The 13694-nt window shown below is 50.6% G+C and carries 11 protein-coding genes and 1 pseudogene; 6 read left to right on the top strand and 6 right to left on the bottom strand.

The window, feature by feature from the left end; all coding sequences use genetic code 11:
* Positions 1-60: 60 nt before the first annotated feature.
* A complete protein-coding gene (gene mnmA, locus J4864_RS03445) occupies positions 61-1143 on the bottom strand; it encodes a tRNA 2-thiouridine(34) synthase MnmA (RefSeq protein WP_211813566.1) in 1083 nt (360 codons plus the stop codon).
* Between the two features lie 24 nt (positions 1144-1167).
* Positions 1168-2085: a YitT family protein gene (locus tag J4864_RS03440; RefSeq protein ID WP_007368813.1), complete on the bottom strand. Its 918-nt coding sequence runs from the start codon at positions 2083-2085 to the stop codon at positions 1168-1170.
* 140 nt (positions 2086-2225) lie between these two features.
* Between J4864_RS03440 and J4864_RS03435 the strand changes: the two genes are divergently transcribed.
* The 3 genes from J4864_RS03435 to J4864_RS03425 all read left to right on the top strand — a co-directional run bounded on the left by J4864_RS03435 (position 2226) and on the right by J4864_RS03425 (position 6595).
* The gene (locus J4864_RS03435; protein WP_211813557.1) at positions 2226-3650 is read left to right on the top strand and encodes an alanine/glycine:cation symporter family protein; all 1425 of its coding nucleotides are present in this window, start codon (positions 2226-2228) and stop codon (positions 3648-3650) included.
* A gap of 630 nt (positions 3651-4280) precedes the next feature.
* Positions 4281-5840, top strand: a complete 1560-nt coding sequence (locus J4864_RS03430; RefSeq protein WP_211813553.1) for a DUF438 domain-containing protein — start codon at positions 4281-4283, stop codon at positions 5838-5840.
* 149 nt (positions 5841-5989) lie between these two features.
* Positions 5990-6595, top strand: coding sequence for a DUF4738 domain-containing protein (locus J4864_RS03425; protein WP_211813551.1), 606 nt, complete (start codon positions 5990-5992; stop codon positions 6593-6595).
* Positions 6596-6728: 133 nt separating this feature from the next.
* On the opposite strand, the gene J4864_RS03420 is transcribed toward J4864_RS03425, so the two are convergent.
* Entirely contained in the window at positions 6729-6890 is a 162-nt protein-coding gene (locus tag J4864_RS03420; protein ID WP_007368807.1) for a hypothetical protein, read from the bottom strand.
* A 30-nt stretch (positions 6891-6920) separates the two neighbouring features.
* On the bottom strand, positions 6921-7616 hold the full coding sequence (locus tag J4864_RS03415; RefSeq protein WP_246479354.1) for a hypothetical protein: 696 nt from the start codon (positions 7614-7616) through the stop codon (positions 6921-6923).
* On the opposite strand from J4864_RS03415, the pseudogene J4864_RS03410 reads away from it, so the two are divergent.
* Positions 7615-8382, top strand: a pseudogene (locus J4864_RS03410) (transposase); the annotation flags it as partial. The gene J4864_RS03415 and the pseudogene J4864_RS03410 sit on opposite strands and share 2 nt — an antisense overlap.
* A 389-nt stretch (positions 8383-8771) precedes the next feature.
* Here J4864_RS03410 and J4864_RS03405 read toward each other — a convergent pair.
* Positions 8772-9254: a TonB family protein gene (locus J4864_RS03405; protein WP_211813548.1), complete on the bottom strand. Its 483-nt coding sequence runs from the start codon at positions 9252-9254 to the stop codon at positions 8772-8774.
* A 12-nt stretch (positions 9255-9266) separates the two neighbouring features.
* Positions 9267-9731, bottom strand: a complete 465-nt coding sequence (locus tag J4864_RS03400; protein ID WP_050696110.1) for an energy transducer TonB — start codon at positions 9729-9731, stop codon at positions 9267-9269.
* Between the two features lie 411 nt (positions 9732-10142).
* On the opposite strand from J4864_RS03400, the gene J4864_RS03395 reads away from it, so the two are divergent.
* Complete coding sequence (locus J4864_RS03395) at positions 10143-11369, top strand: hypothetical protein (protein WP_211813544.1); 1227 nt, start codon at positions 10143-10145, stop codon at positions 11367-11369.
* A gap of 61 nt (positions 11370-11430) precedes the next feature.
* On the top strand, positions 11431-13620 hold the full coding sequence (locus tag J4864_RS03390; protein ID WP_211813542.1) for an alpha-galactosidase: 2190 nt from the start codon (positions 11431-11433) through the stop codon (positions 13618-13620).
* Positions 13621-13694 lie beyond the last annotated feature (74 nt).

Here is a 13694-nt window from a genome sequence, read left to right as displayed (position 1 = left end):
TGTGAGATGGAGAGATAAGGTCTTCCTTTCCGCCGTTGAACGTGCGACCTTCTTTCTTTATCATAGTGCAATCTCTCCCGATCCGTAGCAGCGGTGGTGGCACTCGTCATAGACGACACAGAACTGTCCCGGTGCTACACCATGGATAGGTTCGGCAGAATGGATGATGCTCTTTCCGTCCGGCAGCTGCTCGACCGTTGCCGGGTGGTATTCCGGAGTATGGCGGATCTTGAAGGTGATCTTCTCGGGCAATTCCGTGACACCTTCTGTAAGGTAATGGAAGTCATGTAGCGGGAAATCGCTTTTGTAGGCTGTTTCCGGATCGTAACCATGACTGACGTAGAGGATATTCTGCACCACATCCTTCCGGACGACGAACCAGGGGCCTCCTCCGAGACCGAGGCCTTTGCGCTGTCCGATGGTATGGAACCACAGTCCCCGGTGTTCGCCGATCTTTTTCCCAGTCTCGAGTTCAATGATGTCCCCGGGCTGTTCGCCCAGATAACGGCGTACATATTCGTTGTAGTCGATGTTGCCCAGGAAACAGATGCCCTGTGAGTCCTTGCGGTGTGCATTGATGAGATGCTCCTGTTCGGCGATTCTGCGCACTTCGTCCTTCTCGTAGTGCCCGATGGGGAACACGGCTTTCTTCAGCTGCCAGTCGTAGATCTGTGCAAGGAAATCCGTCTGGTCTTTTACCGGGTCAGGACTTGTCGTGAGCCACTTGCGTCCGTCAATCCATTCCGTCTGGGCATAGTGTCCCGTGGCAATGAGGTCGTAGCCGTGTCCCATCTTCTCGTCGAAGGCACCGAATTTGATCAGCCGGTTGCACATTACATCGGGGTTGGGGGTAAAGCCGGCCTTCACCTTCTCCATCGTGTAGCGTGTCACCTGATTCCAGTACTCCTTGTGGCAGTCGACAATCTGCAGTCTGCAGCCGAAGCGGTGTGCAACGGCGGTCGCCATTTCCATGTCTTCCTCCGAACTGCAGTCCCATTCCTCCTTCTCTTCCGGACCGATTCTTATGTAAAAGCAGTCGGGATGCAGACCGAGCCGTGCCAATTCGTACACGACAACCGAACTGTCCACGCCCCCTGACAGCAATACGGCGATACGCTTGTCCTTAAGTTCCTGAATATCCATCTTGTCTGTTTCTCCTTATTCTTGTTATGCCCGTTCCCTGACTGTTTCCTCGACGGTTCTCTTCTTGTGCGGCACCTTCATCCTGTCAAACCCCATGCCGTAGACACCGTTTACGACGCCCTGTGAGACGAAGGCGTTGGGGTCGATCTCGTCGATGACCTGATAGATGGAGTGCGCCTCTGAGCGGCGGGCGATGATAAAGAGCATACCCACTTTCTTTCCTGTATAGAAGCCGCGTGCCTCGATCAGGGTACAGCCTCTGTCTACATCGTTGTTGATTGCCGTGCCGATCTCTCCCCAGTGTTCCGAAATGACGAAGAACTGTACCGACCCGCGCATTCCGCTGATAAGATAATCCACCATATAGGTCATGACGAAGAGGACGATATAGCCATAGATGACCTTCTCCCAGTTTTCCAGGACAAGGTAGCTGGAAGTGATGATGCAGAGGTCGCAGGCCAGAATGACCCGTCCGAGCGAGATGTCACGGTACTTGTGGATCATTGCAGCGATGACATCCGACCCGCCCGAACTGGCATTGTACTGCAAGGCGATGCTTACTCCGATTCCTAACAGAACGCCGCCCACTACGCAGGCGAGGAACGGCTCGTTGGCAAAGAGCGCATGCTCGGCAAACACCTCCCGGAGGATGGACGTGGAAGAGGCGAACACCAGAACGGCGAAGATGGTCCTGACACAGAACTTCCATCCGAGTATCTTCAGGGCGACGAAGAGCAGAATGCCGTTGATGATGAGGTAGGTGTACTGTACGGGGATGTCGAATCCCCACTGTATGACGGATGCGATGCCGGCTATTCCGCCGATAGTGATGTGATGCGGAAGCAGGAAGGCACACCAGCCGAAGCTGCCGATGACCATCGCCAGTGCAATCATGAAGAACTCGCCTACGTCTCTGAACTTGCTTTTTCTTTTACGTACCATGTGTTTATCAGTTGTTAGTAGTGTGCAAAGTTAGTGAAAATATCGTGAAAGTCAATTTCAAGAACCGTTTTTTCTGTACCGATCGGGAATATTCTCGATCGTTTTTTGTATTTTTGCGGCTCACACAAAAGTGTCGACCTATGAAGGAAATATTTTCAGCTGACGGATGGTTGAACAGTTCTATCGTGTCAATCAATGATTTTCTGTGGTCTTACCTCCTTGTGGCAGGCCTTGTCGCTTGTGCCTTGTGGTTTACCTGGAAGACGCATTTCGTACAGTTCCGTATGGTAGGCGAGATGATCCGCCTGCTGGGGGAATCGGCGGACAGGCAGGATGCCGGCGAGAAGCACGTCTCTTCTTTCCAGGCTTTTGCCGTATCGATTGCCTCCCGTGTCGGGACGGGCAACCTCGCCGGTGTGGCAAGTGCCATCGCCATAGGCGGGCCGGGAGCCGTCTTCTGGATGTGGGCGATAGCCCTCCTGGGGTCGTCGACGGCTTTTGTCGAGTCTACGCTCGCCCAGCTTTATAAGCGCCGTCATGCCGACTCGTTCATCGGTGGACCGGCTTATTACATCTTGTACGGTATGCACTGCAAATGGATGGCGAGGCTCTTTGCGGTTCTTATCACCATGACGTTCTGTATGGCGTATATCTCCGTGCAGAGCAATACCATTTGCGGTGCCATGCAGAAAGCCTTTTCCATTGATCCGTTCTGGATGGGTGTAGTGCTTGCGGTACTCTCATTGGCAATCGTCTTCGGGGGCATCCAGCGCATTGCGAAAGTGAGCAGCGTGCTCGTTCCGTTGATGGCAGTGGGGTATGTGATTCTTGCACTTGTCATCATCGCCATGAACCTCCAGCTGATTCCTCATGTCTTCCGTATAATCGTAGAAAACGCCTTTGGTATCGGGCCGGTCGTCGGCGGCGGGCTGGGAGCCACGATGATGAACGGCATCAAGCGGGGACTTTTCAGCAATGAGGCGGGCGAAGGTTCCGCCCCCAACATCGCTGCTACCGCATCGACCAGTCATCCCGTGAAGCAGGGACTTATCCAGTCGCTCGGTGTGTTCACTGACACCCTGCTCGTCTGTAGCTGTACCGCTTTCATCATCATCATCAGCGGGATTTATACCCGGAGTTCCGAGTCCGGGATCCTGCTTACGCAGGGCGCATTGGAGAACGAGGTGGGCGGCGCCGGACCTGTCTTCGTCGCCATTGCCATCTTCTTCTTTGCGTTCAGCAGCATCATCGGCAACTATTACTATGGCGAGGCCAACGTGCGTTTCCTAACCCGCCGGTCTTCCCCCATCCTCTTCCTCCGCATCATGGCAGGCGGTGTGATGGTTCTGTTCGGTGCCCTTGCAAGTCTCGATCTTGTATGGAGTCTCGGCGACCTTTTCATGGGACTGATTACCGTCTGCAACCTCATAGCCATCTTCTCACTTGGAAAATATGCTTTCCGCCTGTTGGAAGATTACAGGTCGCAGAAGCGTTCGGGTGTGAAGAGTCCCGTATTCCGGCGTGAGACGATGCCGGAGATCGCAGAGGAACTGGAGTGCTGGTAGTGCCCCGGTCTCTGGTTCTTGCCACGAGTTGTTTCCTTCCGGACAACAACGGCAGGCGTGCAAGCCCTCAGTACGACTGGTTTCGGTCATCAGCACATCGGCAGGAAGTAGGGCTCGTTCCTGTCACCGGCATGCGGGCAGAAGGGATCGGCCGGCCTGTATGGAAAATGTTTACCGGACAGCAATCGTCTTAAATCGTCTTGAAAGCCGGATAACTATCCTTCACTTTGCAGGCCGGTTCTGGAAATGTCGTCCCTCTGCATCTTCTTGCAGGCCCGCTGCCGGGAGATGAGGCGGGACGCCAGTAGTATGCAGGAAGTCTTGGGAGACTTCGGGGTCTCTGGGAACAGTAATCTTAAACTTTTCATTTTGTTATCCTTTCGTGTGAAGCCATGTCGCTGCCTGTAAATTTAGGGATTATATTCCATCCTTGCAAAGAGTTTCTGCATAATAGGCCGCACCGTACCCGAAAATACCCTATACGTTGTAGCGGTATCCGACTGGGATGCAGGTCAAGGAAAGCCTCCTCTCCGAATTATCGTTATTTAACGTTCTGCGGGCACATTTGTTATCCTGAGGGTCGGCGGAAAGCGTTATCTTTGCGGCAGAATCAACAAATCAGTAACAGTTATGGCAAATAAGATGAAAGATTTTCTCCCGAAAATCGAGATGGAGAAGATGCAGATTCTGTTGGAGACGGAAGAGAAGTACGAGACAGGACAAATCACATTGGAGGAAGCCCGTGAGGTGATGCGGACGAAGGTGGGCAGCATCCGCCCCTATCACATTGCCTACATGGAGCAGAACCTCAAGGCCGGAGATGACGATGAATGTATCCGGGTGGATATGCGCAAGGTGATGCAGATGCTGGACGGGTTCATGGACAACAGCCGTCCGGAGCTTCCCGCAGACCATCCCCTCACACATTATTATAAGGAGAATGACGAGATGCGCCGCCTGCTGCTTGCCGTGGAAGACCTTGTGCAGTATCCGATGATCAAGAACCAGTGGCTGGAACTCTACGACCAGATACGCCGGTATCCTGTCCATTACCAACGCAAGCAGAATCAGCTCTATCCGCTTCTGGAGCAGAAGGGCTTCGACCGTCCTACAACGACGATGTGGAACTTCGACGACCTTATACGGGACGAGATCAAGGAGGCTGCACAGCTGCTGGAAGAAGGCGATGAGGAACGCTTCATCGCAGCCCAGGCCCCGCTTGTCGCCCACGCCCGCGACCTGATGGAGAAGGAGGAGACGATCCTTTATCCTACCTCACTTGCGCTGATCACGCCGGAGGAGTTCGAGGAAATGAAGTCAGGCGACCGGGAGATCGGCTTTGCCTTCTTCAGTGTAGACCCTTCTTCCGCATCCCGTTCCCCACGGCCGGCACCCCATTCGGAGTTTGCCGCCGACCTGCAGGCATTGCTCTGCAAGTATGGCTATTCGGCAGGGACGCAGCAGGAACTGGATGTGACGACGGGCAAGCTGACGCTGGAGCAGATCAATCTCATCTACAAGCATCTGCCGGTTGATATATCGTTTGTGGACGAGAATGAACTGGTGAAGTTCTATTCCGATACGGATCACCGTGTCTTCCCGAGGTCGAAGAATGTCATCGGTCGGCAGGTCGTCAACTGTCATCCCAGGAAGAGTGTGCACATCGTGAAGGAGATCGTAGAGAAGTTCCGCAGCGGAGAACAGGACAAGGCGGAGTTCTGGATCAACAAGCCGGAGGTATTCCTCTACATTGTCTATATTGCCGTGCGTGACGCAGAAGGACGTTTCCGTGGTGTCTTGGAGATGATGCAGGACTGTACGCATATCCGGAAGCTGACAGGCTCGCAGACCTTGCTTACCTGGGCCGGTACAGAAGATGCGCAGGACGGATCCGGCGGCTCTGCCCGTCCAGAGGATGCGGCGGAGACAGCAGCCTCGCAGGACGGAGAGAAAGACGGTGCGGGAAAGCCGTCCGATGCTCTTGAACTTTCTCCTGACACACGTCTGAAAGACCTCTTTGCCGCTTATCCTCACCTGAAGAAGGAACTTGCGGCACGCTATCCCTCGTTCAAGATGATGAATACGCCTCTGGGCAAAATCATGCTCAAGAAAGCGACGATCCGTACAGCTTCCGAACGGTCGGGGCTGGGAGAGGAGCAGCTGATGAAGTTGATAAGGGAGTGCCTGTAAGCCTGCCGCTGTCTGTCACGGCCGGTTGTCGCCGCCGTTCCCTCTGTCCGGACCGCCATCCGGACGGGGAACGGCGGCGACTTCTTTTCGTACCTCATTCTTGCAGGGTTCGGAGAAATTGCGTACTTTTGTGACAAGAATCATAGATTATGGCAAGACGAATATTCCGGTTCCTGCTCATGGGACTGATACTCTTGGGAGTAAGTGCCTGCAGGCAGGAAAAGAAATCAAACGATATTATCACGAAGATTGCGCCCAGGCCCAAGGTGCCCGCCGGTCCGCAGCAGATGTCCGACTTCCAGTACGAGAAGAAGGTGCAGTGGCTGGGAAGTACGTTCACAATCCGTATCCGCCGCTTCGCCGACAAGTCGCTCGCCATGGTACACGACGAGGACGGCAGGGAGTATTACGATAACAAGATCCTGCTTCAGGTGCTGCGGCAAGACGGTTCCCTGTTCTATGACCGTACTTTCACGAAGGATGATTTCAGGGAGTGTACAGACAGTCAATACGGAAAGAACGGGGCGCTTGTCGGTTTCATGTTCGACCGTGCAGAGGGGAAAGTGCTCTGTTTCGGCGCCAGCGTCGGATCCCCCGACCCGAACAGCGACGAGTATGTCCCCATGGACGTGACACTCGACAACATGAGCCACCTTCGCATCCGCAAGGCCACCCAGCTTGACACCCCCAGTGACCAGACTTCTCCCGAAACGCCGAAGACGGAACAGGAACTGTCCGAGGAAGAAGGGGTGTGACGGATGTGTGTATGTGTGGAAACAGAAGCATCGGCATCAGGCCGGAGAACAGTTTGCAACGGAGATACAGACGCATCGCATGACGTTTTTCAAGTGACAGTCCCCCCCCTGAAAACAGGAAAAGCCCATTTCTCTACTCATTATCGAGTTTGGAAATGGGCTTTTCTTCGTATGCCCAGCATGGGCATTGCCTGCCGGCAGTGAGTCCCCGGTAAGTCCTGACAGCGGGATTTGGATGGTCATAGTGCATGGCAAACATCGTCATGCTGTCGTTCTCTACTTGAGACATCAACATCCGACATCTCCTCCCTTCCTCTCGGTTCGTTTAGCCAAGTTTCATATTCAAGGGAACAGGAGGAAGGTCACCGTTGCCGTCTGTGCGTCCGCTGGTGAAGTAACGCCTCCTCTTTTTCGGGTACGTCTTGCACAACCGCCGCACCTCAGCCTGATGCCGGGTGTAGGCCGTCGTGTCAGTCACATAGAACTGGTAGCATCTTGAATCCCCGGTCTCTCTCACCGGCCCTTCGTTTACCTCTCCGACGACAACGACGCCCAGTCTGTCGTAGAACTTCCATTCGGTCGTTTCCCCGGCCTCATAAGGCAAGGGAAAATCTATCAGCTGCCGTTCCGACAGCCCCCGCTTCTCACAGACGAAGGCGGCCGGACGGCAGCCGCGTTCCCCGCTCAGGACGATATGTGTGTCGTCTTCATACAGTACATCGTGCGGCGAGAAGAAGCCGGCAATGAAAATGTAGGCGATGCCTGCCAGCAGCATGACACCTGTTAGGGCGATACCCAGCAGCACCGCCCCCACCTTGCTGTAGTCTGCCACCCAGTCTACAAGCCGTCCGAAGAGATAAAGCCACGACGGTGCCGTCCACAGCATGGCATGATAGAGAGCCGTGTCCAGTGTGGCGTTGGGCAGAGCGTTGTCCGGCTGGAATAAATGAAGCCCTAACCAGCAGAGGCTTACGAGGCAGTTCAGACAGATGATGAAACAGAAGAATCGCTTTATCGTCATACTAGTCGGAGGTGAGAACCGTGACGGGAACACCAATGTGAAATTCCATCAGCAGGACACGCTCCGCCGCATCATGGACCGTGTGACCTCCGAGCCTGGTGTTGTGACAGAGCGTTTCCGTGCCGACTGCGGGTCGTTCTCGAAGGAAATCATCCAGACCGTAGAGCAGCGCTGCACCACGTTCTATATACGTGCTGCCAACTGCGGCAGCCGGTGCGAGGACTTCCGCCAGCTGGAAGAATGGAAGGGCGTTGAGGTTGGTTATGAGAGATGCGATGTCACCTCCGTCAGCATGGACGACCTCATCGAAGGAAAGTCATACAGGCTTGTCGTACAGCGTACTCCCTTGAAAGACAAGCACGGCAGGGTACAGACCGATATGTTCGGAGTGATATACACATACCGCTGTATCCTTACCAACAACCGGACATCTGCCGGGAAGGACATCATTACATTCTACAATGAACGTGGAGCGAGCGAAAAGAACTTCGACATACAGAACAATGACTTCGGGTGGGCACATCTGCCCTTTTCCTTCATGGCTGAGAACATGGTTTTCATGATGGTTACCGCCATGCTGAAGAACTTCTATCTCTACCTCGTCCGTCATATCAGCGAAAAGGTCAAGCCGTTGAAAAGGACAAGCAGGCTGAAAGCATTTATCCTGCATTTCGTCAGCGTGCCGGCAAAATGGGTGAGAACAGGAAGGAGGAACGTTCTGAACCTGTATACAAACAAAGCATACTACTCTGAAGTATTCCTTGAACAGGCAGCATTTCTTTGTGGTTCTCATATTCCCCATTGGTTTGGGTGGGGGATTTCATGTCTGGGCAAGACCCTAGAAGCCCCGAAAATCCTCATATCAACATATAGAGCCCCAAAAAGACATCTCAACATATAAAATCGCCTCACAAGGAAAAACGCTGCGGAAATGAGGTATAGAAAGGAAAGTATGGATTTAGTCTGCCCTTTGTCATACTGATTGAAAGCATAACCCAGCTGCATAGTAGACTACAGTTACTCTTTTCTACCTATGTGCTGGTGCTTCGCACGGTTGGTGCTCTTGGCAAACACCAACCGTGCGGAGGGCAAGCACCAATCTTAACAACGACTAAACACCTTACAACGTGTGGCTGTAATATGAGCAACCTGTTCTTATAATACCCTGAAAGTGACTGGTACAAGCTGCCAAACTCCTTGCTTCGGTCTTCTTTCCCACTCCCATGCAGGCATCAGTTTCAGCACACGAAGTGCCTCCCTGTCCAAATATGGGTCTACGGAACGCATAATCCTAAACAGACAACAACGACCAGAAGGGGTCACAAAAAACTTTACAATAACTCTTCCCGACACCGTATTTTCAGACAATTCGGGCGGATACTGGAGATTTAATGCTATAAAGTTCAAAAGATCACCTGGGAATGAAGGTTTCAATCCCTCAACTGTTTCAAACATCTTTGCCCCTAATGTGTCCACATTCAATGTATCGCAAACAGGAGAAAAACTTGGTTCTACACAGTAAGGACGTTCAAAACATTCCTTTTTCTTCGGTTTCATCGACCTTTTCTGCTTCTGCGCATTGACATTACCAACAGCAAACAAACTTACTAATAGGACTAACAACAATTTCCTTATCATGACAATATACTTTTAAAGTTGACTTTTTTGCTTCTTAAATCTAACAGGCAAAACAAACCAAGTCCCACCTTCAGCCATTGAATCCACATTCCACTTCGGCATTAACTTCAATACTCTTAACGCCTCTGCATCAAAAGCAGGATTCAACGAACGAAGTATCTTGAACTGAGAACAAGTGCCGTCACGTTCTATATAAAACTTAACAATCACCTTTCCTTCAACCTTTTTGTTCTTACGACCAGCTGGCCATACCAGATTATCACTAAGAAACTGTTGGATATTACCTGGAAAAGATGGCATTGGAGGAATACAACAAATAATCTTCACAGGTGTTTCATTTACCACTTTTATAGTATCGACAGAATCTTTCCGAACCTCTTTTTTATCAGATTTCATCGGAATATCCTTCTGTTCGGCATTAACCAATACTGCCATAAAGATACTGAGTGACATTGCTGACAAAATTCGCTTCACCATATAAACCTTTTGATTTATTCTCCTTTTACAGCTATTTAACGCTGCCTTTCGAGAAACTATTACAAACAATCTCCTCAACCTGAGAAGGACTTGGGAAAACTCTTAAATCAAAACCTGCGCCAACGCTTAAACGCAATCACGTCGCCGCAGGTTTATGATTTGCAGATGACATATATTGGAACTTATTGTCAATGCAAAGGTAAATAAGAATGTCACGCAATGCAACACCTCCTTTGGAATTGACACAGATGGAAAGAAAACACCTCTAACTATCAGCCGTTTACACACAATAAAACTAATTCTTTGACACACCATAAGTTATAAAAGTTCCTTCTTTTTCGCACTTTACCGAGCTTCAAGATAGCTTTTCACCCCATTTCCCCTCACCCTGATTTGGCAATACGCAGCAGAATGTGTATCTTTGCAAGTATGAAGAAAAGAACCTTTTTACTACTGGTAAGCCTCTTGACATTGCTTTCGTGCAGCCAAAAGAAACTTCCCAACTATCCTGCCACAGACGATGGAATCACCCGTATGCGGCTTGACAGTGCAGCTTTCTACATGGCTAAGCACAAGACCCGCAATGCAATGTGTCAGCTGAAAGCAGCAGAAAAGCACCTTTTCACCGTAACAGAAGACTCATTGAAGTTCAACACATACTATCGTATAGCCCAACTGAACGCACAGAACGGCGCATATAAACTGGCACTCGAATACTTCAACCACGCAGCCCGACACAGTAATGGGAACAAACGAAGCCACCGGTTGACCGACATCTATATCGGGAAGGCTTCCGTATTCAACCAAATGGGACAACGTGACTCCGCCCTGCTGTATGTCAAGAAGGCTGAATCCTTCAAGCCTCGCATACGAAAAGACCAGGAACGCCACATCGAAGAGGTGCGGAAACGAATAGAAAAAAGACAGATTTTATCGGTTTCACCGGAGAAAGACATCGAGATTGTACAGGTTCAGGACCGCTATGAGGTGGCTGTCGCACAGCGTAAAGCCCTACAGCTGCAACTCTACATCGCTTATCTTGCTATCCTTCTGATACTCCTTACAGTGGGCATCGTAATATGGTTTCGCCGTCGTATGCACCAACAACTGCTTGTCTATCGCAGACAACAGGAGGAAACTGAGCAGAACATCCAGCTGACCCTCCGACGCAAGAATGCGACAATTGACGAAATGAAAGCTGAAATTGACAGCAAACTCAACGAACTGGAACAACTGAAACAACAGGTACATATACATAGTGGAGACAACAAAACAGCTGATTCCATCGAGCAGATCAAGCTGGGAATAGACACACTTTACATGATTCTGAAAGGTGGGAACATCTCACAGATGGGCAAACGTGAACAGCAGGCACTCAATGCTATTATGCCTAACTTTGACTATGACCTTGCCTATATCCTCAACAATCCCCGTTATGCCTTCACACCAAAGGAGACATTCTACTACATAATGGAACATAACGGAATGACCGACGAGCAGAAAGCTGATGCCTTCTGCTGTACGTCACAAGCCATAAGGTCAATTAAAAGCAGGATGAAAAAGAAGATGGAAAAGCCGCAAGAGGAAACTGTGGAAGCTGGTATAGACCTCGAAGCAGAGAACAGCATTGCTTTATAACAACTTCATAACAGCAAGAGCGGACACAATATAAATAACAAGAACAATTAAGAATACACAGATGAAAAAGCTATTATTACTCTTCGTCGGCATCCTCCTAAGCCTCAGCATAGGAGCAGCCGACAAACAATCCATCCGCATCAACACGGATAACATTGACCTCATTCTGCAGGTATCACCTAAGAACAGACTCTATCAGGTCTACTTAGGCGAGAAACTGAACAGCACAGCAGACTTCGACCACTTCAACTGGAATAGCTATCCCGGCTCCGATGGTGCGTATGGACTTCGTGGGCGTGAGGCTTATCCCGGTTCTGGCGGAGAAGACATGTTTGAGCCGGCACTGGCGATTACACATGCTGACGGAAATCAGTCCACCTACTTATACTATAAAAACAGCACACAGAAAGCCGTGCCCGGTGGAACAGAAACCATCATACAACTGGCTGACGACAAGTATGCCGTGCAGGTAACACTTCATTATGTGGCATATACAAAGGAAAATGTCATCAAGACATGGAGCGAGATAAAGCACAACGAGAAGTCGCCCATCACGCTCTGGCGTTACGCAAGTGGTATGTTCTATTTCAACAGTTCCAAGTATTTTCTCACCAACTACCACGGAGACTGGGCACGTGAGGGGCAGCCGGCCGTACAGCAGTTGCAGTTCGGAAAGAAAATTGTAGACACGAAACTCGGCACACGTGCAGCCGAACAGAGCGAGCCTTTCTTTGAAATAGGCTTCGACCAGCCTGCACAGGAGAACCAAGGACGGGTGATGCTGGGCACTATCGGATGGACAGGTAATTTCAGTTTTACCTTTGAGATAGACAATGTAAACTGCCTTCGTGTCATCCCCGCCATCAATTCTTACGCTTCAAATTATAGGCTGAAGGCCGGCGAGACTTTCAAGACACCAGAGTTCATCTTCACCTTGAGCGGGAACGGAACAGGTCAGGCAAGCCGTAATCTGCAGAACTGGGCACGCAGGTATCAGCTCTGGAACGGCGAGGGAAACCGTATGACGCTTCTCAACAACTGGGAGAATACTGCCTTCGACTTCACTCAGGAGACGCTTGCACAGCTGATGAAGGACGCAAAGGAACTGGGTGTTGACATGTTCCTATTGGATGACGGCTGGTTTGGCAACAAGTATCCGCGCAAGGACGATCGTGCCGGACTGGGCGACTGGGAACCAACTCGCACGAAACTGCCCGGTGGTATTCCTGCATTGACCAAAGCTGCAGAGACAGCGGGCGTAAAGTTCGGGCTGTGGATTGAACCTGAAATGGTCAATCCTAAGAGTGAACTCTACGAGAAACATAAGAACTGGGTGATTGAACTGCCTAACCGTGAGACATACTACTACCGTCATCAATTAGTGCTCGACCTTTCCAATCCGGAGGTACAAGACTATGTCTTCAGCATCGTAGGCCGTCTGATGACGGAGAATCCGAGCATTGTTTACTTCAAATGGGACTGCAACAGCCCTATCACAAACATATACTCTCCTTATCAGAAGGCAAACCAAGGCAACCTATACATCGAATATGTGCGCGGGCTTTATAAGGTTCTCGACCGTATTCAAGCAAAATATCCAAAGCTGGAGATGATGCTCTGCTCTGGTGGTGGCGGCCGATGCGACTATCAGGCTTTGAAATATTACGGCGAATTCTGGCCTTCCGACGATACCGACCCATACGAACGTCTCTACATACAATACAGTATGTCGAAGTTCTTCCCATCAAAGGCACTGGCAGCACACGTCACGAACTGGAACAGACGAACAAGCATCAAGTTCCGGACAGACGTAGCAAGTATGTGTAAACTCGGCTTCGACCTTGACCTGAAAACGATGAAACCGGAGGATTACAAGTTCACACAGGATGCCGTTACTAACTGGAACCGACTGAAAAAAGTCATTCTTGACGGAGAGCTCTATCGCCTGATTTCACCCTACGAGACCCATCATATGGCAGTAAACTATGTATCGCAGGACAAGAAGAAGGCAGTGCTCTTCGCCTACGACCTGCACCCACGCTACTCCGAACCACAGCAGGCTGTACGCCTACAGGGGCTGGATGCCAACCGCACTTACACGGTGAAGGAAATCAATCTTATGCCTAACACGACTTCTGCACTGCACTGCAACGGACAAAGATACACGGGTGATTACCTGATGAAAGTGGGGCTGATGGTTCTCTCAGCCTATGAGGGTGCAAGTCGGGTGCTTGAACTGACGGCAGAATAACATTCCTTCCTTTTCAGAAAGGTGTAATCACATTGATTATCAAGCTATAATCAGACTTTTAAAACATATCTTTT

It is taken from the genome of Prevotella multiformis (assembly GCF_018127985.1).
Lineage (GTDB): Bacteria > Bacteroidota > Bacteroidia > Bacteroidales > Bacteroidaceae > Prevotella > Prevotella multiformis.
This window is presented reverse-complemented; position numbering and strand designations above follow the sequence as displayed.